Origin of the sequence: Paenibacillus kribbensis (assembly GCF_002240415.1) — a bacterium.
Classification (GTDB): Bacteria; Bacillota; Bacilli; order Paenibacillales; family Paenibacillaceae; genus Paenibacillus; species Paenibacillus kribbensis.
Window position 1 is genome coordinate 369,981 of record NZ_CP020028.1, and the last position, 26,139, is coordinate 396,119.

The window sequence follows — 26,139 nt, forward strand, 5'->3', positions numbered from 1 at the left end:
AGTTAACTGCAAATGGCAATACCAGTGTCAAATTTTTAGTCTCCTCGTTTTAATTTTGCACTTGCTCTCCTGATGGTGAACACAGGAAGGCAGGTGCCTTTTTTTTGGATGCTATAAAAAAGCGCCAGACGGGTTTTGAACCAATCTGGTGCTTTAGTTTTAGTCGTTGAGCATTAACAGCGACATTTAATTCCATAATAGACTCCAACGCTCAGGAAGATTGTTCCTGAGCGTTGTTTTGTACTTCGGACTATGTCTCTAGCAAGATCTTTCCTGTCTCAGAAAGGTCATATCCCTGAATGGCTCCCAGTTCCCGCCGGAAGCTGTCCGAATGAAGAATCTGTAATATATGATCAATCAATTCCTGTCGCTCTGATGTGCGCAGCATGACGATATCGTATTGCTCCTGAATGAGTGGAATAAACTGCACGGACCCCACAATACTGGCGGCCTTCTCGATTCCGATACCAACATCGGCTTCGCCGGAGGCGACCTTGCCTGCCACAGCCATATGATGCGTCGATTCGTCTTCATATCCGAGCAAGGCAGTGCGGTCTATGTGATGAAGACGGAGCTGCTCGTCGAGCAGGATGCGTGCGCCGGAGCCTTTCTCGCGATTGGCCAAACGCAGCCCCGGAAGCGCCAAGTCCTTCCAGTCCTGCAAGCCATGAGGATTCCCTGTCTGAACATACAGCCCTGCTTGCCGGGATAACAGACGGATGACGAGGTACGAGAAGCCGCTCAGGATTTTGCGAATATAAGGCAAATTATACTCACCGCTGTCGCCGTCCCACAGATGCGTACTGACGATGTCTGCTTTGCCCTGGTACATAGAGATGAGGCTGTCCAGACTACCCACATATGAGCGGAGCGGGCGAATGGACATCTGTTGGCTTTCCAGATGCTTGACGAGAATGTCGAGGCTGATGTCCTGGCCAGTAATGACTGCTGTACTGGAATTCTGCGTCGAACCGCCTGATAGCGAATGTGGCGGGATCGTCACGGATATGGGCGTGGGTGATGGATCGTGCTTCAGCAGTTGACTTTTGGAGCGCTGCTTGTAAGCTTCGAGATCACTGGCATCCACCCGCATTTGCTTACCTACCCGGTACGAGGGGATCTCTCCTTTTTTGATCAGATCATAGACGGTCAGCTTGGATATCTTCAGTAGCTTGGCTATTTCCTCAGTCGTATAGGATACAGGAGAATTCATAATAGACCTCCATTAATAACAGTATGATTGGAATGTGACAATTTCTGTGATGTATTATGCACAGTGTCTCATCTATTGTACACCAAATCATCCGGCATAACAGAGGCTGGCGAAAAAGTCAGGAACATCAAGCTTCTAAACAGGCATAAGTGATACTTGCCAACGGCTCTTTGGTGGTTTACAAGGATTACCTTCATAGCTATAATGAGATATGAATTTATATAAGTTATATCTAATTATAACTAAATATGATTGAACGGGGGATGGAATTTGAGAAGAATCAAGTCTACGATTGGAAGTCTAGTAGCTATATGGGCACTAGTGGTGTTAGTTGCTTGCGGTTCCCAGAGTGCTGCGCCCGCAGCTCCTGTAAAGGAGGCGGCACCAGTAGCACAAGCAACAACGGAGAATACAGCAGGCACGAAGGCACCGGACCAGCAGCAGGTGGAGTTGACGATCTCTGCAGCGGCAAGCCTGACAGACGCCCTGAATGAGATCAAGACCGGATATGAGCAGGAGCACCCAAATGTGAAGCTGAACTTTAACTTCGGCGCCTCCGGTGCACTTCAGCGTCAGATTGAGCAAGGAGCCCCCGCAGACGTCTTTATCTCTGCATCTACCTCCAGCATGAAGGCGCTTGAGGAGAAAGCCCTTGTCAAGAAGAGCAGCACGTTGCTCGCGAATGATCTGGTATTAGTCGTTCCTGCTAAGGATGGTGTGGCGATCAAGAAACTGGATGACCTGAAGGGAAAAGACATCAAGACCGTCGCGATTGGCATTCCGGACAGTGTGCCTGCAGGGAAATATGCACAGGAAGCGTTAACGAATCAAAAGCTGTGGGGTGAATTGGAGCCCAAGCTGGTACAAGCCAAGGATGTGCGACAGGTGCTGCAGTACGTAGCAACAGGTAATGCGGATGCAGGCTTCGTATATAAGACGGATGCACTCTCCACGAAGGATACAAGCATTGCGTTAACAGTGGACTCCAAGCTTCATTCTCCGATTACCTATCCTCTCGGACTGGTAGCTGCCACCAGTCATCAGGAGGATGCACGTCAATTCTACGATTATTTGCAAACCGAGCCTGCGCTCCAGGTGATGGAAAAGTACGGTTTCCGTAAGGCGGAATAGTCGTTGACTGCTGTGAACTGGGCGGAATTTTGGCCTCCGGTACAGTTATCCCTGCAGGTCGCTTCGCTGTCCTGTGTGATCGTACTGGTCCTGGGGGTACTGGCAGCCCGCTGGATAAAGCGAAGCCGCATACGTGGAAAGCTGGTGCTGGAGACCATCTTCATGCTTCCATTGGTGCTGCCTCCGACGGTAGTCGGGTTCCTGCTACTGGTCATTCTGGGACGCAGAAGCTGGTTAGGGCAATGGATCGAATGGCTGTTCCACGCGTCAGTCATCTTCTCCTGGTGGGCGGCGGTGCTGGCGTCTATCGTGGTGGCATTCCCGCTCGTGTATCAGACAATGAAGACGGCATTTGATGCGGTGGACCGCTCGCTGGAGGACTCGGCCAGATCGGCAGGGGCTGGCGAATGGCAGGTGTTTCGCTACATTACGCTGCCGCTATCCTATCCTTCACTGCTGACCGCCGCGATACTGGGCTTCGCACGGTCGCTTGGCGAGTTTGGAGCGACGCTGATGATTGCCGGGAACATTCCGAATAAGACACAGACGGTGCCTACGGCAATCTATGTAGCTGTCGATGCGGGGAATCAGACGATGGCCTGGGCGTGGACGATTGCCATTGTCTTAATTTCATTCATTATGCTGCTTGTTGCAAGAAGGAAGACTTGAGCAAATGAAGCGTAATGATGTGTGTAATGCAGGGCAATAAAGACGCTGCAGGTCGATGAAAGCAGTAAAGGTAATATAGCCTGTAAGTGAAATTCTGTTAGCTTTCTAGAATTAAGTATTAGACTGACCATGCAAAATGAAGACAGCGGCAGACTAGGACTCGAAAACCAGCTAATAGTTGTCAAGCTACAGTGTGGAAAATATTTTAAAAACTGATATACTGTTTTTTGAGTACAACAAATAATCCTTCATTGGCGTGAAGAATTATGGATAATTATGGGAATTAAATGTGGTAGGGTTGGTCTTTCTTAAGGATGGCGTAAACGTGATGGAGTAGCTTGTTGGCGCAAGCAATCACAACCACCTTGTAGGGCTTGCCCTCTTTTCATATCATATTAAATCCCTTAATATGATATTTTTTTCCACCACGTAGTCCGCATTGAACAGCTGAATATAGAGCTCTTCGAAGTCTTTCGGATCCTCGCTTCGTTATCCGATTTCTAGAGGCCGTATACTTACCTGAACTGTAGACACTTGGATCAAGACCTGCGTAGGCAACAAGCTGTTTAGCACTCCTAAATTGACGAGCATCTCCGTTAGTTGAATTGCTTAAACTGAAAGATCTATACTTCTCTAGTTAATCTTCAACCAGTTTACAAGGTTGCTGAGAATGTATTGCTTCTGATCCAGCATCAATAGCCGTTTGATAATACCATATTTTATAATCTATTTTTTCCATGTATTTATTGAGCTCAGAGATTTTATCATTAACCGTTTTTTTATGATTTTCAAATACTTCGAGCCTTTGTCGTAATGTAGCGTCCCCCTCCATACTCATATCAATAAACTGTCTGATTTTTTTTACCGGCATCCCACTGTTTTTTAGACAAGTGATAACAGCAAGCCATTCAAAATCACTTTCTTTAAAGTCCCTGTTCCCCGATTTATTTCGATCAACAAAGGGTAAAAGCCCCTCCTTATCATAAAAGCGTAATGTATAGGCTGATACCCCCATTTTATTGGCGACTTCACCGATTGTGTATCCCAAAGAATACTCCCCCTCTGCAATGAAGATATTAGTTAATAGTACACCTTAGAGTTATCTCTAAGTCAAAATGTTACACACATCATAATTCCCATTGACTTAGAGTCTACTCTAAGTATTAATATTACACGACAGATGACTGATAGGAGGTATAAATTTGAAATCAGAAATGGAAAAGCTTCTTGCTGGTGAACCATTTTGTTTCCTTGACCCCGAGGTGGCTTCTAGAAAAGAGAATGCAACTCGATTATGTAATAAATTTAATGAGATAGATCCTTCAAATCTTGAAGAGCAGAAAAGAGCTATTAAAGAATTGTTTGGTTCTTGTAAAAACCATGTTTATATGCAAGCGCCATTCCGTTGTGATGTCGGAAAGAACATCCATGTGGGAGAGGACTTCCTTTCCAACTATAACGTTACGATTCTTGATGTTGGAGAAGTTGTAATTGGGGATTATTGTATGATTGGTCCGAACAGCACAATCTCTACTGTTAACCACCCTATGACTGTTAAAGGCAGAAGGGAAAAACTGTCGATAATAAAACCCGTGAAAATAGGTAATGACGTATGGATTGGGGCCAACTGTGTAATTCTTCCTGGAGTCACGATAGGAAACAATGTTGTTATTGCTGCCGGGGCAGTTGTTACAAAGGACATTCCTGATAACTGTGTTGTTGGAGGAATTCCTGCTAAATTAATAAAGGAATTAGAACCATAAAAATAAGTAGTTGACTTAGATATTACTCTAACGTTCATAGTTCTCTTTGTAATCAAAAATTTAAAACAAGGAGAAAACAAAATGAACAAAAAAAACGTTTGGTTTATTACTGGATGCTCCACTGGTTTCGGCAGGGAGCTTGCGGAAGCAACCATCAAAGCCGGATATAGTGTAGTTGTAACTGCACGAAATATTAATTCTATCTCTGATCTTGTCGGCGATGCTCCAAATGCTTTAGCTCTTGAATTGGATGTCACTAAGAACGATCAGATTGAAAAAGCCCTCACTTCTGCAGTAGAAAAGTTTGGTGGAATTGACGTTCTGGTGAACAACGCGGGTATTGGGTATTTCGGCTCTGTTGAAGAATCGGTCGAAGAAGAAACTCGCAAAATGTTTGAAATCAACTTTTGGGGCCTCATGCATATGACGAATGCTGTTTTACCACAAATGCGAAGCCAACGTTCTGGGCATATTATCAATATTTCCTCCATCGGCGGGTTAGCTTCATCTCCTGGCGTTGGTTATTATAACGCATCCAAATATGCAGTTGAAGGTGTCTCTGAGGGGCTTGCTCAAGAAGTAGAGCCTTTCAATATCCGCGTTACTTTGATCGAACCAAGTGGTTTCCGTACGGATTGGTCGGGCCGTTCTGCAGCAAGAACAACATCTTCGATCGAGGAATATAAACCTCTCGTCTCCGACTTTGTGAATGGAGTAAATCATGGAAAAGAACCCGGAGACCCAAAAAAGCTGGCGAGTGCGATCATTAACGTTGTAGAATCCCCCAATCCTCCACAACGTTTACTACTCGGCTCTGACGCATATCATATTGCTGTCAATAAATTTACCAAGTTACTACAACAAATTGAGGATTCGAAATCAGTCTCCATAGGAGCTGACTTTTAAACCAGTAGAAGAAGCCTGAAACATAGTTCAGGCTTCTTTTTCTATAAGGCTAACTTTTCAAGTTTTAAATGCTGTTTTTAAACTAACCTGCCCGTTAGCTTAACACCAAGGTCAGTCTAACACTTTATTTTTCAGTCTAATTCTTTATTTTCTGCTGAACGACTCTTCTTCTACCATTTAGTGGTTAATCAACAGGCCTGTAAATTTATTTCTTTTGTGCAAACAGCCATTCAATCATATCCTGATTTTGCAAAGCGGGAACCCAGGAGAAGTGTCCTACAGGTTTGATCATTCCTGCCTCGTATTCAGTAAAATGAATGAGGTTTCCGTTTTGCGCTTTAATGGCAGCTACCATTTCCTGCGAGTTTTTAGGACTTACGCTAGTATCGTCTGCAGCATGGAAGGCCCAAATCGGAACGTTTTTCAGTACTTCGACGTGTTTAGGATCAACAGGCGCATACATGTTGACGGCTTTTTCATAGTTGGTCAAACCGGCAATCGGCACACCTGCGGCGAACAGATCAAGATCTTTTTCCAGCAATCTCCACGTACCCATAGCTCCTTGAGAAATACCAACGATATAGATTCGGTTCGTGTCGATCGGATATTTTAACGCCGTTTCACGTACCAAATCGGCTACAACGCTGTTGCGTGGCTCATCCGCCCAAATGAATTTATGCTCCAGGTCAATCGGGCTTTGTGGAGCGATTACGAAGGATGGGTGTTTGGCTTGCTGCTCAGGAGAAGCCCAAGTGACAGCACCGGCATTCGCCAGCAGGTTGACTCCGTTTCCGTCACCGCGTTCGCCGTTTCCGTGCAGGAATACAACCAGCGGGTAGGTTTTGCCAGGCTCTACTTTAGGCTCAAACGTAAAGTAGTTCAGCTTGTAGCCGTTTTTATTTTCAAAGGTGTTTTTTTTGAAATCGTCTACAATGGGTGTCACTTTATTAGTTGCTTTTACAGTTTGCACAGAAGCAGGAACGACTGTTTTCTTTTGAGTAGCAATATCTTTCTTTTGGCTAATGTAATAATTCAACGGATTGATGCGGTTGACACCACTTGTTGCATCGTAAGTAAGGGTGCTTGCATTTTTATCCTGTGTATCCAGCTCGATCACGACATATTTGCCATGGGTACTGCGGTTGGTGATGGCTCCGGTATCATTGGTATATACACCAGTCACGGTTCTGTCTGTGTATACATCATTGAGTACAGATTGAACCTGAAAGCTGGAAGTGGACAAGGATGCTCCGTCAATATTGGTGCTGTATTTCAGTACAACGGCAGATACGACCTCACCCAGAGGCTGTACCTGAGTAAGCAGGGTAGCCTGTGGCGCTGGAACATCGGCTGCTGCTGCGGCAGAGCTGGAGGATGGGTAAAAGATCGTAAGCAGGAACACAAAAGATAGTAGAACAAGGGCGAAACGTCTTCTTTGCATGAGATTAATCTCCTTTGGTGTTATTTTTCGAAAGCGCTTACTACATGTTTGGGATGTTTGTCTGTATCTTGGTGCATGCATATAAAATGAAAAAAAGGCAAACTCCGGGTACACAACACTAATGTACTCGGGTTTTGCCTTTTCAGTAACAATCCCACTTGAAGGATAGCATCTTCATTGAAATCTGACAAGTGAAAGCGCTACAATTTTGGATGTTTTTTTAAATAAATTCAACTTTTGCAACGAAGGAGTGACCAAATCCTGGATGATAAAAAGGAGCTAAAGCTTCTTCCCAAAAGGAATGTTGTGGTATATAATCCTCTTGAGTTAACGGTGTTAATTAAAATAACGATGTTAAAAAAGGGGATGAAACCATGAGTAAATATGATGTTATCGTCATCGGCGCTGGACTAGGAGGCTTGTCCTGTGCAGCGCGATTGTCCGCGCTCGGTTACCGGACCGCTGTTTTTGAAAGTCATACGCTGGCTGGCGGGTTTGCAACTGAATTTACAAGAAAGGGGTATACCTTTGATGTATCTCTGCATGGTGTAGGTGGACTTGAGGAAGGGAGCTTCGGGCAGATGTTAAAGGGCTGCAATGCGGACCAGCGAATTGTGCCTCTCCGCAAAAAGCACCCTTACTCGATTCGTTGGGAAGGGCAGATCATTGATATCCCATCCGATATGCAGGACTATGTGCAGCTCCTCAAAGACATGTTCCCTGCTGAGCAGACAGCTATCGACAAGCTGTTTGCAGGCATTCGTCGTTTTGGGGCAGGCTTCTCCGCCTTTTCTTCCTCTTCCCCCGGTCGCTGGCGTAAGGCAGCGGGTCTGCTCAAAGCAGGAACCTTCTTCCGCTGGACGCAAATGACCACCTGGGAGGCTGTAAGCCAGTTTGGGCTGTCTGACCGATTTACGGAATTTTTCACCGCACTTTGGCCTTATTATGGCTTGCCCCCGAAGCGGCTTTCGGCTTTGTACTTTTTTACTCCCTGGATCGGCTATCATCTGGAGGGAACGTATTATATTCAAGGAGGCGCACAGGCTTTATCCAATGCACTGGTGGCTGCGATTCAGTCAGCCGGTGGAGAGGTACACCTGCGTAGTCAGGTATCTGAAATTATGCTCGAAGGCGGTAAAGCAGTCGGTGTCCGTCTGAAAAAAGGGGATGCCTATGAAGCTAATTGGATTGTGTCCGGGATCAGTCCTCACCATACCTATGGTCGTCTGCTGGAGCACCATGCTGCTGCCCGTCGTGAGCTGGAGGCTGTCAGCAGGCTGGAGACCGGGACGTCTCTTACCCAGTTGTATCTCGGGCTATCATGCGAGCCTCACGAGCTTGGTATTACCGAAGAAGACTTAATTCTGAATGATGTACCGGATTCGGAGACCGATTATGAATTCATGATGAGCGGCCAATATACCAAAGGCAACTGGATGCTTACCAATTATAACGCTATGGACCCCACACTTAATGAACCGGGTAAAGGCGTTATTGCAGTTACATTTTTGGACAGATTGGAGAACTGGCCTGCAACACGTCCCGAATATAAAGCTAAAAAGGAAACCGTAACACGCCAGATATTGGAGCGCCTTGAACAGCTGTATCCGGGTTTTGGCAGCAAAGTGGTGGTGGCGGAGCTAGGCACACCGCGGACGATGCAGCGCTATACCGCCAATCCCGGCGGGGCTGTCTATGGTTACGCGCAAACGGTCCGACAGTCAGGCATAAAAAGGCTGAAGCATAAATCCGTTGTGGATCGTCTGTCATTGGTAGGAGCCTGGACACAGCCCGGGGGCGGGTTTCAAGGGTCTATGAGCTCGGGTATAATGGAAGCTGATCGTATCGCCGCCAAATTGGGGCAGGCAGAAAGGAACAATACATTTACTCATGAAACATATCAAACGCCGAGAACGTGAAAGCAATGAGATCCGCCGAAAAATAATCGAGGCTGCCCGGTCGCTGTTCCTGAACCAAGGGTACGCCGAAGTCTCTATGCGCAAGATTGCGGATCAAATCGAATATTCACCAACGACTATTTATCATTATTTTGCCAATAAGGAAGCTGTTGTGCGTGAACTGCTGCTAGAAGGAAATGCCTTGTTTCTGCAGGCACTCCAGCAGCGCCTGGAGGAAGCAGAGGCAGCGGGATTGAATGCCATGGATAGGCTGAAAACGGTATCTGATGCTTATGTTCGTTTTGGAATGGCCAACCCGGAATATTACAATATCCTGTTCATCAGCGACCTTGAGTCCGTAAGCCCGGTCAGCCTTATTGACAGTGGCCGCTTTAAAGGCTTTGAGTTGCTTGAAGCCGGACTCCAAGCCGCTATGGAGGAAGGCAGCATCATTCAGGGAGATGAGCGCCTGATCGCCAGATCCGTATGGAGTATGCTGCACGGATTGACTTCCTTGCTCCTGAATTTTGAGCTTCCTGTGACAAGATCGAATGATGAATTGATTTCATTCACTATAGATACTTTTTTCCGAGGGCTGAGCCGCTGACGAAGCGGCTAACTCTCGTCTCCTTATATCACTGTACATGCGAGTCCTCATATGTCGGTTCCACAAGTTTAACCGAGCTCCAGATCTGCAAGCTGCTCAAGTACGGCCTCAATGCGGCGTTTATCTTTTTTGGGCACAACGTGCTGCAAGGAGGCTCGCAGCAGGTATCCAGCGAATACGTATCCTCCAGCTTCATCGTGCGAAACATGTTCAACGAAGAATAGTTTTCAACTGCGGATGCACCCCATCATCCTTTGACACATCTTTATGTAATATATTGAATATTAGAAGACGAAAAAATATAATGAGTAGGGTTTATATTTTTCGACTCCTGATTGATTATCTGCAAATTAGCGTGCATTTCAGCAATTACAGGAATGGATTATAACTAGGCCCTATTACATGTGATTTCATGGTTGGAGGATTTATTATGTCGAAAAACGTTTCTTTGTCTTTTATTATCATTATAGGATCAATGCTATTTGCCTTATTTTTTGGCGCAGGGAATCTAATCTTTCCATCTATGCTTGGTCAAATGGCCGGAAAGAATGTATGGATAGCCAATGCGGGTTTCCTGGTTACCGGAGTTGGCTTACCCTTGCTAGCCGTCGCAGCCTTTGCGTTTTCGGGTAAAAGCAATTTGCAATCTTTAGCGAGTCGTGTACATCCCGTATTCGGTAATGTCTTTACAACGATTCTTTATCTAGCCATCGGCCCTTTTTTCGCTATGCCTAGAACCGGTAGCGTGTCATTTGAAATCGGAGTAAAACCGTTTTTTTCAAACAATGCAAATCCTGTGGCACTTTTTGTATTTACGATCCTTTTTTTTGCGGTTGCATGCTTGTTATCACTTAACCCCACAAAAATTATTGATGTAATCGGCAAGGTTTTAACGCCCATTAAATTGACATTCATTGGATTACTTGTAATAGTAGCTCTTATTCACCCGATTGGAAAATTTCAAGAACCTGTTGAGGGTTATACATCACATGTCTTTTTCAAAGGCTTCCAGGAGGGTTATTTAACATTGGATGCTCTTGCAGCCTTTATTTTTGGCATTATCATTGTGGATGCCATTAAGGAAAGAGGAGTTACTACTAAAAAAGAGTTGATGATCATTTGTGTCAAGGCAATAACTGTTGCGGTTATACTCTTGGCTTTTATCTATACGTCTCTTTCATATATGGGAGCTTCCAGCGTTGAAAAATTGGGGGTTTTAGAAAATGGGGCTGAGGTGTTAGCTAAGGCTTCATCCTATTATTTTGGATCTTACGGTTCAATTCTATTAGGCTTAATGATTACAGTAGCGTGTTTAACGACAAGCGTGGGGCTTATTACTGCCTGCTCTACCTTTTTCCATGGATTGTTTCCGAACATTTCTTATAAAAGAATAGCTGTCATGTTATCTGTATTTAGTACCCTTGTAGCCAACATAGGTTTAACACAGCTCATTAAGGTTTCAATACCAGTATTAATGACAATATATCCTATTACTATTGCTCTAATATTTTTAACGTTTTTACATCCCGTATTTAAAGGAAAGTCAGAAGTATATCAAGGCAGTTTGATATTAACCTTTATCATTAGTCTGTTTGATGGCTTGAATGCTGCTGAAATAAAAATCAAAGTAATTAATGACTTTTTCACCCAGTTTCTTCCGTTGTATGATGTAGGTTTAGGGTGGTTAATTCCATCTGTTTTAGGAGGAGTAGGAGGCTACATATTTGTTATGTTACGGAAGAAAAAAGTAGCAGAAAGAGTGTAGAGATTTCTTTTGAACTGCCTTGTATGTCAAATCCAAATAAAAAAGCTGCATCTACTGAAGAATCGGTAGCCGCAGCTTTTTTTTGATTCTTTAGAACATCATCGTCAGGCCAGTTCTTCCTGAAGGATCTCTGTTTGTAAACCTTTAGCGCTGGTAATCGTAATACTGATCGCATCAAAGCCGTTTCGCTTCGCCTCTTCAAAATCGCATCGTTCGCCGTTGATCAGCTCCAGCTGTCCATTCTCATCCACATCGTCTGAAAACTCGTCATCCCAATCAACATTATAAAAAGCGGTCACGCTTACCTCGAAGGTATCCTCGCCATCTTCGTCCAGATAAGGCAACAGGGGAGTACGATGGTTCTGCTGCTGCTCTGTATATGTTTCGCACAACAATGCATCGTAACCATGCCGGGTTCCATCAAAAATCACGATCTGTTCGCCTGTCGCTGCATCCTCTGCAATCACGAGCTGCGGTGCAAATTCGGTTACGGTGATCAGCTCGTCCATGAGCTCTCCATAATAAAAAATGTGAAATTTCGTTTGTCCAGCCTGTGAACGGAGTTTGCCTGTCCATACCTGTTCGGTCCATGCCTCCGGATTTTCGGGTACAACCCATCCTTCCAAATAAGCGGGTCCCCATTTAGGATCATGTGTTTCTGCCATCAGTAAGCCCTTCCTTCTGCTCATTGAGTAATCTTCGTTAGAAGTCTCTTAATCGATCGAACTGCTCCATAAATCTAAGTTTGTGAGATCATGTCATGGCCAGGGTGACGATTTTATTGTCCTCATCCACGTCTACCTTCACATGTACTCCCAGCTTGTCCTTGAATAGCTTGCTGATATTGATATAGTTATCCTCCACCGTACTACTTGATCTACCGGTGGTGCGAGTCATCCCTGCGGTGATGATGGAACGAACGTATGCCTTGTCGAGTTTGGCTTCAGGGTTGTAGGTGTAGATCATTTGCTCCTGTTGATTGTAAAAATGGGTTAACACCGTGTAGTCATTTGCGTTCTCATACTGCTTTTCCTCACGAACATATTCGGGATGATCCATGGTGTAGTGGACTTCTCCATCCAGAAAAGGATTTTCCTTGGAGGGTCTGAGTTCATATTGTCCATAGGCTAGCTGAAACAGGTACTCTATGCCAGGGTCCTCCACCCGATAGTAGAGCTGGCGATCGTCTCCTTTTTTATCTATAGCGGTAAAGCTGCTGATTAAAGGCCAGGCGTCGTACTTTTTACCCTTTACCTCAACGGCGAGCTTGTAATGTACAAGCACCTTCTCATCTTGAAATAACCCAAAGCTTCTCATAATGAAATAGGCAGGCACACATAAAATTCCGATAATAAATATGAATATAAATATTTTTACACGCATAAGTAGGGTGATTCTCCTTTGATGGTCGATTATGTGGACAGCTCCCGTTTGGCCGATACGCCGAATTCCTCATGTTGCAGCAATTGCTCCAGGGCATGTCGTGCAAAAGGCTGATCTTTATGCGCGCACAGCAGTGCAAAGGCCGCTTCTTGATTAATATGTATACATCACTACGAAATTAGCTCCAAAAGCTAGCACCAGATCTGCTTCCGAACAAGCTCGTAGTCTTCATCAGGCGTGAGCAGCAGTTCGCGGGCCCCCTGTCTATTCATTGAGTTCCGCAATCTCCGCACGGATGCCTCTGCACAGAAAGCTGCCTGATAGTCCTGATAATGCATCAATATCGACGACCATATCTGCTTCTTCATAACGGAAATCAAGCTGCAAAATGATATTTTCTGCTTCTACCGGAGTTAATACATGCTCTTTGGTTTCCAGAAATGTAAAAGTTACTGCGTAACGGGGAACGTCCTTGGCAGGAGTCTCCGGGGTGACAGGTGCCTCAGACGAAGGCTCCAGATCCGGAGATTTGGGGACCAGCACGGTAGCGGGGGATAGCTCAATCGTTAGTGTAATCTGGTCTTTCGTCATATTGGCAGCCGTAATTCGGTCATAATGAAAGGGAGGAAAGTAGCCCAGTTTTTCTACAATGCTATCCGCTCCCTGAATAGAAACCGTTGGAGAGAAGGCCAGCTCCAGCCCGATGGAGCCTGTCAGTTGGTTTTCATATTGTGGATTGATACGTACAAGGGCCTGTTCCGGCTCCACCTTCAATATCGTGCCAATAAAATACTGTTTGCCATGAATCAGAACAATATCATGGGGAACGAACGGCAACGCTCCTCCGGCTTGATACTGAATAAGATAATCGTTATTTGTTTTTTTAACGCTTTGAACTTGAATACGCATATGCTGCAACCTCCTGAGGGTGTATTGGTGTAACCACGGACATCCATCCTTTATTCATGAATTGCCCGTTCTCTTACCATAATATATGACATGAAGATTGAATTCATCTTTTGCATTGACTTTGGGATGGTTCGTTAAAATCGTTTGGAAACCTGTTCAACTTCGCGTATACTAGGAAAGTCATAAATGGAACGGCCTGAGCCGCCTTGCGGCCGTATGTTGGTTACAGGAACAGATTCAACGATAACGGATAAGCTCCCTTCCTGAAAAGGGGAGAATGAGCTCCGATACAAAAATGGGAATTCTGAACTATGGAACGATCGATGTCATATGGCACATGAAACCTATTTTACGTGACACATATTGAATACAGATAAGGGAAGTGAATACCACTTGAAGAATTTTGCAGCATTAGGCGTAGAGCAGCATTGGGTAGACGTCTTGAAAGAGCAGGGAATTACAGCGCCCACCCCGGTACAGCAGGAATCGATTCCGCTGTTGATGCAAGATCAGGATGTTATTGCCGAGGCACATACAGGAACAGGTAAAACGCTTGCGTTTTTACTGCCGATTTTACAGAAAATGAATTTGGAAAAGCGTTATCCGCAGGCACTTGTAATTGCGCCTACGCGTGAACTGGCACTCCAGATTACGGAGGAAGCGAAACGATTGGCGGCGATTGAGCCGAATTTATCATTACTGGCTGTTTACGGAGGACAGGATGTAGAGCGTCAGCTCCGTAAGCTGAAAGGCGGCGCACAACTGATTATTGGTACACCCGGACGACTGCTGGATCATCTGAGACGTGGCACACTGGATTTGGGCGGCGTCAAAATGCTGGTGCTGGATGAAGCTGACCAAATGCTGCACATGGGCTTTTTGAACGATGTAGAGACGATTCTTCAGGAGGTCCCTTATCGGAGACAAACGATGCTCTTCTCCGCAACGATGCCAGCCGGCATCCGCAAGCTGGCTCGTGTCTATATGAATGAACCGATAGATGTCAAAGTGAAATCTGCTTCTTCCGTTCCGGTAAGCCAAATCCGTCAGGTAGTTGTGCAAACAACAGACCGAGGCAAGCAACGGGCATTGGTGGATATGCTGAATACGGACCGCCCGTATTTGGCGGTTATTTTTTGCCGTACGAAGCGCCGTGCCGCCAAGCTGAACGAGGAGCTGCAGGAGATGGGCTTCGCAAGCGGTGAGCTTCACGGAGATTTATCCCAGAACAAGCGTGAGCAGGTGATGAAGGCGTTCCGTGAAGCGAAGCTTCAATTGCTCGTAGCGACCGATGTTGCTGCACGCGGCCTGGATGTAGAAGGCGTCACACATGTCTTCAACTATGATATGCCGCAGGATGCCGAAAGCTATATCCACCGCATCGGGCGTACCGGCCGTGCCGGAGGCAAAGGTGTGGCGGTGACGCTCGCCACGCCGAGGGATGTTCCAGAGCTTCGGAACATCCAGAAGGTGGCTGGTGTCACATTCACCAGCAGTGAAGGCGGGGGGCAGCGTAGACCTGCTCCCGATACATCTGAGCGGCAGGGTGGAGAACGCCGCTCGGGCAGAAACGACCGCCGTTCCTTCGGCGGCGGTGATTCCGGCGGCGGGCGCCGGGGCAGCGGCCGTGAACAGGCGGGCCGCCGTGACGGTGCAGGCGGCGAGCGCCGCTCCAGCCGCAGTAGCAGCGAACGCGGCGGATACGACCGCAGCAGCGGCAGTTCGGCACGCGGAGGCCGGGGTCGCTCGGCAGGGCAAAGCAGCGACCGTGGCGGATACGACCGCAGCAGCGGCGGTTCCGCACGCGGAGGCCGGGGTCGCTCGGCAGGGCAAGGCAGCGAACGCGGCGGATACGACCGCAGCAGCGGCGGTTCCGCACGCGGAGGGCAAGGAGGCCGTGGTGGACAAGCCAAAGGCGGTCCGCGTGGTGGTCAAGGACAGGGAGGCCGTCGTGGACGGTCCAGATAGATAATACAGGAGCGTTCTCATAGAATGCTCAGCTATGGTTATCATAATAGCCCCGGAGAGGCTCATCTTCCGGGGCTATTGTAATCTTCATTCATGCCATCTGAAGCGGCTGTATCATAGGATGGAATAAGCAGCAGAGCTGCTTTGAAATAACAGAAGCGCGTGCAATGAAGTACCTTGTTAAAGAAAATGATGGAGGGGTTATACATGATGCAGGAACAGGATATGGGCAAGCGCGCCATGTTCTCGGCATGGATCAGCCTGATTAGCAACATCCTATTAACCGGCATTAAAATCATTGCAGGACTCATGTTCAACAGTAAGGTGCTGGTGGCTGACGGTGTGCATAACGCCGGGGATGTGATTGCCTCTGCAACGGCGTTGGGAGCGATGCGCATATCCAGTCAGCCACCGGATGAGGATCATCCTTACGGTCACGGCAAGGCAGAAGTGATCGGTGCGAGTGTGGTGGCAGTCATCTTGTTCGGGGCCGGCATATTCATCGGCTATCATTCCATTGCGGCGCTGTTCGAGCCGATGCCGCAGGAGCATATATTAGCATTGGCGGCGGCAGTCATCTCCCTGCTCTGGAAGCAGTGGCTGTATATTTACACGATTCGTATCGGGAGAGCGGCGAATAGTCAGGGTCTCATTGCGACGGCAAAGGATCATTTGGCTGATGTGTATGCCTCAGGGGCTGCTGTGCTGGGGATCGGCCTCGGTTTGATTGGTGAGCACTGGAGTATTCCGATTTTATCCTACGGTGATCCGATTGCGGGCTTTGTCGTGGCATTGCTGGTCCTGAAATTGGCGTGGGAAATGGGCCGTGAGTCCATAGACGTACTTATGGAGAAGGCCATTGCACCTGAGGAAATCGAAAGCTACGCCGCGGCCGCACTTGGTGTAGCCGAGGTTCAACGTATCGACCGTATCCGTGCCCGTGAACACGGCCATTACATTATTGTGGATATCCGCGCTTCAGTGGATGCTACTTTGACGATTCAGCAGGGACACGATATTATCCGGCTGATCAAGCGGGCTGTCATGAAGCAGGAACCGAGAGTGTATGAGGTGCTCGTCCATTTGAATCCATGGTATCCGGACGACCTCAAAGCTGAGAACTTGACGCAGAAAGACCCTGGAAATAAGTCTTAACAGACACACGAGCAACGACCACTTGACAGACCTCTCGGTAGGCTTGCACAGATAGGCTTAATTGACAGCCAACTTGCAGGAAGGGTATGCTTTTAAAAGCCGAACAATGATGAATAAAAGCGAGGTTACCCGAAAATATGCGAAAATTTTTAAAATGGTTAGGCCTTTCTGTGGCTGCGGTAGTTCTTATAGTGGGTGGATATTATGCTTACTCTATATATCATTTTACGAATCAAATTTCGGTCGCTTCCGGACAGGATTCAAAATTCAATCCGCAAACAGAAAGCCAAGCCAATGTACAACCTGTAGATGTGTCGCTCCCACCGGAGTGGGATGGAACAGAGAGAGTAAATATATTGCTGCTGGGTGGCGATTCACGTGGGGAGGATTCAGGGCGCTCTGACTCCGTGATGGTCGCTTCTGTTGATCCAGTCACGAAGAAGGCTACGCTGATGTCGATTTTGCGTGATACGTACGTCGATATTCCCGGACATGGGAAAAGCCGATTGAATGCTGCCTTTTCCTACGGTGGTCCGGATCTGACCAGACAGACCGTAAGCAACCTGCTGGGCATACCGATTCAATACTACGTGTACACTGATTTTAATGGCTTTATTGCGCTGGTTGATGCTGTGGGCGGTATTGATTTAGATGTTGAAAAAGACATGCATTATACGTCCAAAGCGGATAAACACCAGTTCGATATTGATCTGAAAAAGGGAATGCAGCACATGGACGGCAAAACAGCCCTGCAATATGTTCGCTTCCGTCATGATGCAACCTCCGACTTTACGCGGACCGAACGGCAGCGTAAATTCATAACCGAGCTGGGCGGCAAAATCCAGTCGACCTCGTCATTGATTAAGCTACCGAGTATTTTAAATAGCATTTCTCCTTATATTGAAACGAATCTGAGTACTACGGAAATGCTGCAACTGGCCTCATTAGGTTTTAATATCGACGCAAAAACGATAGCCAAACAGCAAATCCCACCCAATGAGCTGGTGCGTGGGGAAACAATCAAGGGGGCGCAGGTACTAGGGGTGGACGAAAGCAAGCTCAAGCGATTCATACAAAATCTTTTTGAACAGGAAAACAAGCTTGCGGCCATGCCAACAGATTCTGTCACCACGACAAATGATACTCCATAACCATCCAAAGCAAACGAGGTTCGTACGCTTTCGTACAGCTTTGTTTGCTTTTGTGTTTATAGAGGGTATAAACTTGTATATTTTGTTGCAAAGATATATCTTAACTATTAAGAAAATAGAACACTTATTTGCCTAAGAGAAGGAGAATGTCATGTGGAAACGACTCCGGCATGGAAAGACCGATTCAAAAAGTTCTTTTTGAACAACAAGTTTGTGTTATTCCTGCTGGTATTGCTGCTCATCGGCTTGAATATCCTGGTGCTCACCAAAATTTCATACATTTTTACCCCTGTCATGGTGCTGCTGAAAACGATCATTCTTCCCGTCATTTTGTCCGGCGTGCTGTACTATCTGTTCAATCCACTGATTGATGTACTGGAGCGCAATAAGGTAAAGCGAATCTACTCCATTATTGTGCTGTATTTGCTCATCATAGGGATTATTGCTGTTGTGATTACATCGGTGATACCTGTGATCCGTGATCAAATACAGGGCCTTATCCAAAATGTGCCTGCATATAGCCAGCAAGTACAAGTGCAGTTTGAAAAATTAATTGGCAGTGACTTTGTGAACCAGTTCCTGAACACGGTTCAAATCAATCCGTCTGAACTGGCCTCCAAAGCTTCTGAAAAGTTATCTGCCTTCATTAATAATGCCTGGACAGGTGTAGGGAACTTTGTAGGAGTAGTCACGGAAACCGTGCTTGCGATTGCTACGGTTCCATTTATTTTGTTCTATTTGCTGAAAGATGGACGCAAGCTGCCACAGTCGGTCCTGAAGATGTTCCCGCCAATGTTTCGTAAAGAGACAGATCGCATTATGACCGAAATGAACCATCAGGTCAGCTCGTATATTCGTGGACAAATTATTGTTAGCTTCTGTATCGGGGCGCTGCTGTATATCGGTTATCTGATCATTGGGCTGGACTACTCTCTGACGCTGGCAGTCATTGCATCCTTTACGAGCGTTGTTCCCTACTTGGGGCCTGTAATTGCCATTACGCCTGCATTAATTGTAGCTCTGGTCACCTCTCCGGTAATGCTGCTCAAGATGGTTATTGTATGGACGGTTGTTCAGCTCGTTGAAGGTAAATTTATTTCTCCGCAAATTATGGGCAAATCTCTTCGAGTACATCCGATCACGATCATCTTTGTTATTTTGACAGCAGGCAATTTGTTTGGCATAGTAGGGATCATTCTGGCGGTTCCAGGCTATGCGGTCTTGAAAGTAATCGTTACACATCTGTTCAGTTTCTTTAAAAAGCGCTCGCATCTTTATGAAGCAGATCAAGTGAAGTCGAGTCTCTACGAAAAGTAGATATTTCCAATTTTTAGTCCAAAATATATTTTGCGGTATGAAATCGATGTTGATCCCTCTTGGGTAACTGTGGCTTCGCGTGCTATAATTAATGCCTATTCTTATTCCACAACAGAAAGGTCAGACTTTTATGATAAAACTCAGCATTCTTGACCAATCTCCGGTATCGGAAGGCATGACGCATGCGCAAGCATTACAAAAGACCGCTGAGCTTGCTATAGAGGCGGAGCGCTTGGGTTATCATCGCTTTTGGGTGTCAGAGCACCATGCTGCCTCTAATCTTGCTGGCTCCAGCCCGGAGGTATTGATCTCGCATCTGGCCGCTCGTACCCGGACGATTCGAGTGGGATCGGGCGGTGTGATGCTACCGCATTACAGTGCTTATAAAGTAGCGGAAAATTTTCGGGTACTGGAGGGCCTGTATCCGGGACGCATTGATTTGGGTCTCGGACGAGCGCCGGGAGGGATGCCGATTGCTACCAGAGCCTTGCAGGAAGGAAAAATGAGGGGCGGCGTTGATCTGTACCCTGAGCAGTTGGATGATCTGCTAGCCTATTTGCATGACAGCACAGGCAACCAGCATCGCTTTGGCTCTTTACAAGCGATGCCACTCGTAGAGACAGCACCGGAAATGTGGCTGCTTGGCTCCAGCGGTGATAGTGCAGGTCTGGCCGCCGAGCGTGGCGTGGGCTTTGCGTTTGCCCAGTTTATTAACGGGGAAGGCGGCACCGGAGCTATGAAGGGATATCAGGAGAGCTTCCAGCCTTCCCGGCATAGTGACCAGCCGCGTTCACTTGTCGCTATATTTGCGATCTGTGCGGATACGGAAGAGGAAGCGAACCGTTTGGCTTCCAGCATGGACTTGTCCCTGGTGCTGCTGGAGCAGGGCATGCGCTCGGCTGGAACACCTTCCGTCGAAAAGGCCTTGGTGTATCCATATACCCCATATGATCGGATGCGTATTCGCGAAAATCGCAAGCGTATGGTGGTTGGTTCGCCCGATCAGGTAAAGCGTCAAATTGAGCAATTAAGCAAGGACTATCATGCACAAGAGGTCATGGTCGCGAGCATCATTCACGATTTTGACGCCAAGCTGAAGTCGATACGTCTTATGGCTGAAGCATTTGGGCTGTCTTCTGTACAGTCTTGATGCCATTAGGCGGGAGCCGGAGAGAACTGGGGCTCTATATAAAACTTCAGGGGAAATAAAGTAAAAGAGAGCCGTTGCGACCAGCACGGCTTCTTTGCATTTGGAAGTATACGTATAAAAAATGATAAAAACAGGTAATAAACAAGTTAGGAATATAGAGGTAAAATTTATTTATTCCTTCTATTGGCCAAAAACACTAAAAAATACAAAAATCCAAAAATAAGACTTACTAGAAATGAGGTTGATAATGCACCAAAAATAAAATCAGATGCAGGTAACGTAAAGAACTTAGTTGTACCATTCACTGTAGATGAGTGTGTTGGGCCTTTGATGAAGGAATAATATATACCTACCACAAATCCGTACGACAAATACTTAATTAGTTTTTTTTCGAATTTACTCATAATGACAACCACCCTAAAATTATTTTTGGAAAAGGAGAATTAAGAAAATATGAAACCATTCAAAGTAATGACAAAAACCGCAATATTGGCAGCAATGACTGCGCTATTACTCCCATACGGTGCCCTTGCTTCTGCAAGTGAAGCACCAAATCCGTTATCTTCTAGTATACAAGCCGAAATAGGGAACTGGGAAAAAACGGACGAAATAACATCTACCCATGGGCAAGTATACAAATATACAGGCTCAAGTAGTAATGTTGGGGAGGATGTTTATTACTATTATGTCAATTATGATAATCTAACGCAAGAAAAAGGTAAAAAAGATATTGTTAGCCCACAGTCATGGGGGATTGGTCCAATCGTTAAAACTAACGAAAATAAAGGTTATTGGGTTGATACTAATAATGCACTTCGTGTAAGTACTTATTATGGACCTGGCGATGCAAAACTTACAGTATCATCTTCAATCACAGCCCAAGTAGAGGGATCGATTTCGGGTTCTGCTGAAGCAATAGAAGCCAGCATGGGATTTAGTCTGAGTCAGGGTTTTTCGCTATCTGATGAATACTCTGTGAAAGTTCCTAAGGGAGAAAGATGGGTTATTAGTGCTTTTCCACGATACGAGAAACATAGACTAGGAGTTTATGATCCATACCCGTGGGGGGATTCCTTCTTAGGTTATGTGATGGTGTCTAAACCTGTTGGGGTTGCCTTTAGAGTTGATAAACATTAATTATTAGATTAGATGTATTGAAATAAAGCAGGAGCCGTTGCGATCAGCGCGGCTCCTGTTTTATGACGAAAGCTCTTAAAAGGACAATTAAGGAGAAGTGAGGTGCCAAAGTACATTCTTCATTGGGTGATTAGTCAAATAGGCCTTTAAACATGCAACATATTCAGGATGCAGATTTGAGTATTGGAGTTAAATTATGAGGAAATTGGTTTTAACTGAAAGATGTAACCTCAAATTCACTTATTTTAAGGGCATATTTAGTGATCTGAATCGTATGTTAAAGGGAATATGCCACTTAACACTTGATAATGATTATCAATATCTTTATTATATAAAGATAGAATGAAGTTTTGATGAATGTCGTGCGTTAAGCCCGTGGCTATATATTGGATAAGGGAAAGGGATGATTCCAAATGTTTCGTCTGAAAACGGCAAATCTGGATATTGCTTATGAAGATCGGTTGATTGTAGAGGATCTGAACGTGGAAATACCGCAAGGGAAAATCACCGCATTGGTGGGCGCAAATGGCTCCGGCAAGTCCACTATTCTGAAAACGATGGCTCGCATCATGAATCCTAAAGGCGGTAGTGTTCTGCTTGACGGTAAATCCATTCATAAGCAATCCACCCGGGAGGTGGCTAAGCAGTTGGCTATTTTGCCGCAAAATCCGACTGCACCGGAAGGATTGACCGTGACGGAACTGGTATCTTACGGACGTTTTCCCTATCAAAAAGGTTTTGGCTCCATGAAAGCCGACGACCGCAAAATGGTAGAGTGGGCGATTCAGGTAACGGGAATGAGCGAGTTCCACGACCGCCCGATTGATCAGCTTTCCGGCGGTCAGCGTCAGCGTGCATGGATTGCTATGGCACTCGCGCAGGATACGGATATTTTATTTCTCGATGAGCCGACTACGTTTTTAGATATGGCGCATCAACTGGAAGTGCTGCATTTGCTAGAGTATTTGAATACTTCGGCAGAACGCACCATTGTTATGGTCGTTCATGATTTGAACCATGCGGCCCGGTATGCTCAGCATATGATTGCGATCAAAAAAGGGAAGGCCGAGGCGGTAGGAGCTCCAACCGAGGTTATGTCCCCAGATGTGCTGCGTGAGGTATTTGGCATTGAAGCGGATATCGTAACAGACCCCCGTACGGGTGTACCGCTCTGTCTTCCGTATGCTCTGGCTGGACAGCCAACGGTAAGCCAGGCTGTGAAGGACATGAATTTGGAAGAGAAGCAGTCGGCGGGTTCTGTTGGAGAGCGACGTGAAGCTAGACCAAAGGTTGCAGCAAGAGGCTAAAGGGGACACAAGATGAGACCACTGGATTACGATCAGCTGGAGCAATTGGCGAAAATAGTGACAGACACGCCGGCAGATGCAGTGTATTCCGGGCCAGTGGCAGAATGGCTTGAACCGGAGAAGGCTCGTTCAGTATTGGAGTATTATGGTGAGCTTCTGCAAGCTGAAGACCTTTTGACCGCAGCTGTGTATTTGGTGAACCAGTTGCGTGGTCTTGTGTTTGCCCAGCATTTTATGGTGTCCTTGTGTGAACGTAGGCTAGATCTGTCCATTTCCAATCTCAGAATCCATATTTGTTGTGAAGGAAATTCCCCTTCTATTAGCTTGCAGGTCATCGACCCAACAGAGCTGGATAATGCGCGACAGGACGGAGAGAAACATTCATCCGAACAAGCGCAGCAAGCGCTTCGTGACTTTTACAGCTTGCAGCTGCGGCCCATATTGGAGGCATTGGCTGCGGCAGGAGGCGTATCCATGGGACAGATGTGGGGACAAATTCCGTTGACTTTGTTGTATTTTAAGGACAGAATACAGCCCATGTTGACCGATTCGCAGGATGTGAAGCGTTTTGAACAAGATTTTGATTATGTGACGCGGGAGCTGGAGGGAGAGGTATTCGGACGTAAAAGAAACCCGTTTACCGTTCGTCTCGTTGAACTGGACAATCCTTACCGCCCCGGTGAAAATACGTACATGAAACCGTCCTGCTGCCAATATTACAAGACAGGTGGAGGCCAGCGGTATTGTTATGCTTGTCCAAGAATGTCGGCTTCGGAGCGTGAAGAGCGTAGACGCGAAGTGTTGACATCACGGTAAGCCCTATGAGGATAGGATGTTGGCATGTCCGTTACGTTTTGGGTAAAATAGGTTATGAAACCTAAACCACGCGATACTAAGGAGGATGCTGTATGTCTGTCTATTCTCATCATGCCGTTACACCAGCGAATCAGGAGGTTCCTTTGGACACCTACACCGGCAAGGTGCTGGTTATTGCGAATACTGCCAGCAAATGCGGACTTACTCCGCAATATGGGGAGCTGCAAAAGCTTTATGACGAATATAAAGATCAGGGCTTGGTTGTATTAGGCTTCCCTTGTAACCAATTTGGCGGTCAGGAGCCGGGCAGCAGCGAGGAAGCGGCTGAATTTTGCCAACTGAATTACGGAGTTACGTTTCCGGTATTCGCCAAAGTGGATGTCAACGGTCCAGATACAGCGCCTCTGTTTGAATATTTGAAGAAGCAGCAGCCTGGAGAGCAGGAAGATGGTACGATTCAATGGAATTTTACGAAATTCATAGTGAACCGTGAGGGCGTGCCTGTGGCCCGGTTTGAGCCTAAGGAATCACCAGAGGCCATGAAGACGGTCATTGAGCAATTGCTATGATAGCTTTGCTTTAATTCCAAAGTATATGTCTAAAAAAAGGGTCTGATTTCCGGCATTTCTCCGGGAAACGGGCCTTTTTTTGCTGTCTGTATTTCACATTCGCTGGATGGCCGCTGCTTCTTTGAAAGTCTGGTTGAAGGGCATAATCAGAGTCATACAGGGAAAACTACATGAAGCAAAAGAGACGTTTATCAAATGACAGGCTTTGTCTATCCTTGTTTTTTAATTGTGGACAAATTGTGAATATCATAAAAAGCTATTGTAATGTGAAAAAGATCACATTATAATGAGTGCATGAAGTGAAATAAATCACAAAAGGCAACCTGATAACGTGAAACAATTCACAATAATTATACAATTATGCCCACACACCAAGGAGGAATTCAACATGAAAGTAGCAGTTATCGGATGTACACACGCAGGCACGGCAGCAATTGTCAACACAGCCAAATGTTATCCAGATGCCGAAATTACCGTTTACGAGCGCAATGATAATATTTCGTTTTTATCTTGTGGTATTGCACTGTATGTAGGTGGTGTCGTCAAGGATCCGCACGGATTGTTTTATTCATCCCCGGATCAGCTGGCTGACATGGGTGTAGTGACCAAGATGCTTCATGATGTGACGAGTGTAGATACAGCCAGCAAAACGCTGCGTGCACGTAATCTCCAAACAGGTGAAGAATTTACGGACACATTTGATAAATTGATTGTGACGACAGGCTCTTGGCCTATTATTCCGAAGCTGGAAGGCATTGAGCTTGATCATATTTTGCTCTGTAAAAACTATAATCATTCGAACGAAATTATTGAGAAAGCCAAGCACGTGCAGAACATCACAGTTGTCGGAGCCGGATACATCGGTGTTGAGCTGGTGGAAGCTTTCCAAATGAACGGTAAAAACGTAACGCTGATCGACAGCGCTGATCGTATATTGAATAAATATTTGGACCACGAGTATACAGACCGGATTGAAAATTCTCTGAAAGAACACGGCATCAAGCTGGTACTGGGTGAAACCGTGAGTCGATTTGAGGGAACGAATGGCAAGGTGAGCAAAGTCGTGACCTCCCAAGGAGAATACGAAACAGAGCTTGTTATTCTCTGCATTGGCTTCCGTCCTCAAACAGACTTGCTCAAAGGTCAGGTGGATATGCTGCCGAACGGTGCAATCATCGTGGACAATTATATGCAAAGCAGCTGCCCGGACGTGTTTGCAGCAGGCGACAGCTGTGCAATTCGCTACAACCCAACAGGCAAAACGGCTTATATCCCACTGGCGACGAACGCGGTTCGTATGGGTACGCTGGTGGCACGCAATCTGGTACAGCCGACAATTGCCTACATGGGAACTCAAGGAACCTCGGGTATTAAAATTTATGAAGACAATATTGCAGGAACGGGTCTGACGGAAGCGGCGGCAGTAGACGAAGGAATGAGTGTCGAGGCTGTAACCATTGAGGACAGCTATCGCCCTGAATTTATGCCAACCTCTGAAAAGGTGCTGCTGAAAGTTGTATATGAGCGGGAGACACGGAGAATTGTTGGGGCTCAAATTATGTCGAAGGTGGATTTGACACAATCCATTAACACTCTATCTGTGGCCATTCAAAATCATATGACCATTGACCAACTGGCCTTTGTCGATTTCTTCTTCCAGCCGCATTATAACAAGCCTTGGAATTTCCTGAATGCAGCCGGATTGCAAGCATTGCCTTCGCTAACTGAACGAAAACCAGTTACCGTATAATTCGATTTGTCTGTGACATTGTTCATAAGTTTGTCAACAATCTGCGACGTATGAACGAATCCTTATAGTACAATATAGAGAGCATAAGGATTAGGGGGAGTAGATAATGGGTTTGTTTTATATCCTTTTTCTTG

Annotated in this window: 23 protein-coding genes and 1 pseudogene; 17 read left to right on the forward strand and 7 right to left on the reverse strand. The window is 46.1% G+C overall.

Features of this window, described 5'->3' with window-relative positions:
* Positions 1–250 precede the first annotated feature (250 nt).
* Positions 251–1,213, reverse strand: a complete 963-nt coding sequence (locus B4V02_RS01655) for a substrate-binding domain-containing protein (protein ID WP_094153540.1) — start codon at positions 1,211–1,213, stop codon at positions 251–253.
* Positions 1,214–1,483: 270 nt separating this feature from the next.
* Between B4V02_RS01655 and modA the strand changes: the two genes are divergently transcribed.
* Both modA and modB read left to right on the forward strand, forming a co-directional pair.
* Positions 1,484–2,344: a molybdate ABC transporter substrate-binding protein gene (gene modA / locus B4V02_RS01660; RefSeq protein WP_094153541.1), complete on the forward strand. Its 861-nt coding sequence runs from the start codon at positions 1,484–1,486 to the stop codon at positions 2,342–2,344.
* A 3-nt stretch (positions 2,345–2,347) separates the two neighbouring features.
* The gene (gene modB / locus B4V02_RS01665) at positions 2,348–3,013 is read left to right on the forward strand and encodes a molybdate ABC transporter permease subunit (RefSeq protein WP_007432816.1); all 666 of its coding nucleotides are present in this window, start codon (positions 2,348–2,350) and stop codon (positions 3,011–3,013) included.
* 283 nt (positions 3,014–3,296) lie between these two features.
* On the opposite strand, the pseudogene B4V02_RS27165 reads toward modB, so the two are convergent.
* Together B4V02_RS27165 and B4V02_RS01675 are read right to left on the reverse strand one after the other, a co-directional pair.
* Positions 3,297–3,608: pseudogene (locus B4V02_RS27165) on the reverse strand (transposase); the annotation flags it as partial.
* 42 nt (positions 3,609–3,650) lie between these two features.
* Complete coding sequence (locus B4V02_RS01675) at positions 3,651–4,061, reverse strand: MerR family transcriptional regulator (RefSeq protein WP_007432815.1); 411 nt, start codon at positions 4,059–4,061, stop codon at positions 3,651–3,653.
* A gap of 154 nt (positions 4,062–4,215) precedes the next feature.
* Here B4V02_RS01675 and B4V02_RS01680 point away from each other — a divergent pair, with 154 nt between their 5' ends.
* Both B4V02_RS01680 and B4V02_RS01685 read left to right on the forward strand, forming a co-directional pair.
* The gene (locus B4V02_RS01680; RefSeq protein ID WP_198286474.1) at positions 4,216–4,776 is read left to right on the forward strand and encodes a sugar O-acetyltransferase; all 561 of its coding nucleotides are present in this window, start codon (positions 4,216–4,218) and stop codon (positions 4,774–4,776) included.
* Positions 4,777–4,857: 81 nt separating this feature from the next.
* Positions 4,858–5,682 carry an oxidoreductase gene (locus B4V02_RS01685; RefSeq protein ID WP_094153542.1) on the forward strand — a complete coding sequence of 275 codons (825 nt, stop codon included), beginning with the start codon at positions 4,858–4,860 and terminating at the stop codon, positions 5,680–5,682.
* Positions 5,683–5,887: 205 nt separating this feature from the next.
* Here B4V02_RS01685 and B4V02_RS01690 read toward each other — a convergent pair whose 3' ends face one another.
* Complete coding sequence (locus tag B4V02_RS01690) at positions 5,888–7,123, reverse strand: PHB depolymerase family esterase (protein ID WP_094153543.1); 1,236 nt, start codon at positions 7,121–7,123, stop codon at positions 5,888–5,890.
* Between the two features lie 374 nt (positions 7,124–7,497).
* Between B4V02_RS01690 and B4V02_RS01695 the strand changes: the two genes are divergently transcribed.
* From B4V02_RS01695 to brnQ, 3 genes are all read left to right on the forward strand, one after another.
* A complete protein-coding gene (locus B4V02_RS01695) occupies positions 7,498–9,042 on the forward strand; it encodes a phytoene desaturase family protein (protein WP_094153544.1) in 1,545 nt (514 codons plus the stop codon).
* Entirely contained in the window at positions 9,014–9,628 is a 615-nt protein-coding gene (locus B4V02_RS01700) for a TetR/AcrR family transcriptional regulator (protein WP_094153545.1), read from the forward strand. The genes B4V02_RS01695 and B4V02_RS01700 overlap by 29 nt, the downstream gene beginning before the upstream one ends.
* A 430-nt stretch (positions 9,629–10,058) precedes the next feature.
* Positions 10,059–11,393 (forward strand): branched-chain amino acid transport system II carrier protein, encoded by a 1,335-nt coding sequence (brnQ, locus tag B4V02_RS01705; protein WP_094153546.1) that lies wholly within the window; start codon positions 10,059–10,061, stop codon positions 11,391–11,393.
* Positions 11,394–11,497: 104 nt separating this feature from the next.
* Here the strand turns inward: brnQ and B4V02_RS01710 are convergent, their stop codons facing one another.
* From B4V02_RS01710 to B4V02_RS01720, 3 genes are all read right to left on the reverse strand, one after another.
* Complete coding sequence (locus B4V02_RS01710) at positions 11,498–12,058, reverse strand: hypothetical protein (RefSeq protein ID WP_094153547.1); 561 nt, start codon at positions 12,056–12,058, stop codon at positions 11,498–11,500.
* A gap of 88 nt (positions 12,059–12,146) precedes the next feature.
* On the reverse strand, positions 12,147–12,776 hold the full coding sequence (locus B4V02_RS01715) for a hypothetical protein (protein WP_007432807.1): 630 nt from the start codon (positions 12,774–12,776) through the stop codon (positions 12,147–12,149).
* A 264-nt stretch (positions 12,777–13,040) separates the two neighbouring features.
* Positions 13,041–13,685 carry an immunity 50 family protein gene (locus tag B4V02_RS01720; protein ID WP_094153548.1) on the reverse strand — a complete coding sequence of 215 codons (645 nt, stop codon included), beginning with the start codon at positions 13,683–13,685 and terminating at the stop codon, positions 13,041–13,043.
* Positions 13,686–14,078: 393 nt separating this feature from the next.
* Between B4V02_RS01720 and B4V02_RS01725 the strand changes: the two genes are divergently transcribed.
* From B4V02_RS01725 to B4V02_RS01770, 10 genes are all read left to right on the forward strand, one after another.
* Entirely contained in the window at positions 14,079–15,653 is a 1,575-nt protein-coding gene (locus B4V02_RS01725) for a DEAD/DEAH box helicase (protein WP_094153549.1), read from the forward strand.
* A gap of 210 nt (positions 15,654–15,863) precedes the next feature.
* The gene (locus B4V02_RS01730; protein ID WP_094156921.1) at positions 15,864–16,808 is read left to right on the forward strand and encodes a cation diffusion facilitator family transporter; all 945 of its coding nucleotides are present in this window, start codon (positions 15,864–15,866) and stop codon (positions 16,806–16,808) included.
* 137 nt (positions 16,809–16,945) lie between these two features.
* Positions 16,946–17,959 carry an LCP family protein gene (locus B4V02_RS01735; protein ID WP_094153550.1) on the forward strand — a complete coding sequence of 338 codons (1,014 nt, stop codon included), beginning with the start codon at positions 16,946–16,948 and terminating at the stop codon, positions 17,957–17,959.
* Positions 17,960–18,112: 153 nt separating this feature from the next.
* Positions 18,113–19,276, forward strand: a complete 1,164-nt coding sequence (locus B4V02_RS01740; protein WP_094153551.1) for an AI-2E family transporter — start codon at positions 18,113–18,115, stop codon at positions 19,274–19,276.
* A gap of 130 nt (positions 19,277–19,406) precedes the next feature.
* On the forward strand, positions 19,407–20,426 hold the full coding sequence (locus B4V02_RS01745) for an LLM class flavin-dependent oxidoreductase (protein ID WP_094153552.1): 1,020 nt from the start codon (positions 19,407–19,409) through the stop codon (positions 20,424–20,426).
* Positions 20,427–20,879: 453 nt separating this feature from the next.
* A complete protein-coding gene (locus tag B4V02_RS01750; protein WP_094153553.1) occupies positions 20,880–21,563 on the forward strand; it encodes a hypothetical protein in 684 nt (227 codons plus the stop codon).
* A gap of 413 nt (positions 21,564–21,976) precedes the next feature.
* Positions 21,977–22,870: an ABC transporter ATP-binding protein gene (locus tag B4V02_RS01755; RefSeq protein WP_094153554.1), complete on the forward strand. Its 894-nt coding sequence runs from the start codon at positions 21,977–21,979 to the stop codon at positions 22,868–22,870.
* 12 nt (positions 22,871–22,882) lie between these two features.
* Positions 22,883–23,686: a (2Fe-2S)-binding protein gene (locus B4V02_RS01760; RefSeq protein WP_094153555.1), complete on the forward strand. Its 804-nt coding sequence runs from the start codon at positions 22,883–22,885 to the stop codon at positions 23,684–23,686.
* Between the two features lie 92 nt (positions 23,687–23,778).
* Positions 23,779–24,255 (forward strand): glutathione peroxidase, encoded by a 477-nt coding sequence (locus tag B4V02_RS01765; RefSeq protein ID WP_094153556.1) that lies wholly within the window; start codon positions 23,779–23,781, stop codon positions 24,253–24,255.
* 388 nt (positions 24,256–24,643) lie between these two features.
* A complete protein-coding gene (locus tag B4V02_RS01770) occupies positions 24,644–26,005 on the forward strand; it encodes an FAD-dependent oxidoreductase (protein ID WP_094153557.1) in 1,362 nt (453 codons plus the stop codon).
* The last annotated feature ends 134 nt before the right edge of the window (positions 26,006–26,139 follow it).

What these genes read in the sequence shown, in the direction of transcription:
- B4V02_RS01700 (WP_094153545.1), top strand. Translation starts at nt 9,014, where the DNA reads ATGAAACATATCAAACGCCGAGAACGTGAAAGCAATGAGATCCGCCGA.
- B4V02_RS01710 (WP_094153547.1), bottom strand. Translation starts at nt 12,058, where the DNA reads ATGGCAGAAACACATGATCCTAAATGGGGACCCGCTTATTTGGAAGGA.
- B4V02_RS01770 (WP_094153557.1), top strand. Translation starts at nt 24,644, where the DNA reads ATGAAAGTAGCAGTTATCGGATGTACACACGCAGGCACGGCAGCAATT.
- B4V02_RS01755 (WP_094153554.1), top strand. Translation starts at nt 21,977, where the DNA reads ATGTTTCGTCTGAAAACGGCAAATCTGGATATTGCTTATGAAGATCGG.
- brnQ (WP_094153546.1), top strand. Translation starts at nt 10,059, where the DNA reads ATGTCGAAAAACGTTTCTTTGTCTTTTATTATCATTATAGGATCAATG.
- B4V02_RS01745 (WP_094153552.1), top strand. Translation starts at nt 19,407, where the DNA reads ATGATAAAACTCAGCATTCTTGACCAATCTCCGGTATCGGAAGGCATG.
- B4V02_RS01685 (WP_094153542.1), top strand. Translation starts at nt 4,858, where the DNA reads ATGAACAAAAAAAACGTTTGGTTTATTACTGGATGCTCCACTGGTTTC.
- B4V02_RS01720 (WP_094153548.1), bottom strand. Translation starts at nt 13,685, where the DNA reads ATGCGTATTCAAGTTCAAAGCGTTAAAAAAACAAATAACGATTATCTT.
- B4V02_RS01690 (WP_094153543.1), bottom strand. Translation starts at nt 7,123, where the DNA reads ATGCAAAGAAGACGTTTCGCCCTTGTTCTACTATCTTTTGTGTTCCTG.
- B4V02_RS01730 (WP_094156921.1), top strand. Translation starts at nt 15,864, where the DNA reads ATGCAGGAACAGGATATGGGCAAGCGCGCCATGTTCTCGGCATGGATC.
- B4V02_RS01765 (WP_094153556.1), top strand. Translation starts at nt 23,779, where the DNA reads ATGTCTGTCTATTCTCATCATGCCGTTACACCAGCGAATCAGGAGGTT.
- B4V02_RS01695 (WP_094153544.1), top strand. Translation starts at nt 7,498, where the DNA reads ATGAGTAAATATGATGTTATCGTCATCGGCGCTGGACTAGGAGGCTTG.
- B4V02_RS01735 (WP_094153550.1), top strand. Translation starts at nt 16,946, where the DNA reads ATGCGAAAATTTTTAAAATGGTTAGGCCTTTCTGTGGCTGCGGTAGTT.
- B4V02_RS01760 (WP_094153555.1), top strand. Translation starts at nt 22,883, where the DNA reads ATGAGACCACTGGATTACGATCAGCTGGAGCAATTGGCGAAAATAGTG.
- B4V02_RS01655 (WP_094153540.1), bottom strand. Translation starts at nt 1,213, where the DNA reads ATGAATTCTCCTGTATCCTATACGACTGAGGAAATAGCCAAGCTACTG.
- B4V02_RS01750 (WP_094153553.1), top strand. Translation starts at nt 20,880, where the DNA reads ATGAAACCATTCAAAGTAATGACAAAAACCGCAATATTGGCAGCAATG.
- B4V02_RS01715 (WP_007432807.1), bottom strand. Translation starts at nt 12,776, where the DNA reads ATGCGTGTAAAAATATTTATATTCATATTTATTATCGGAATTTTATGT.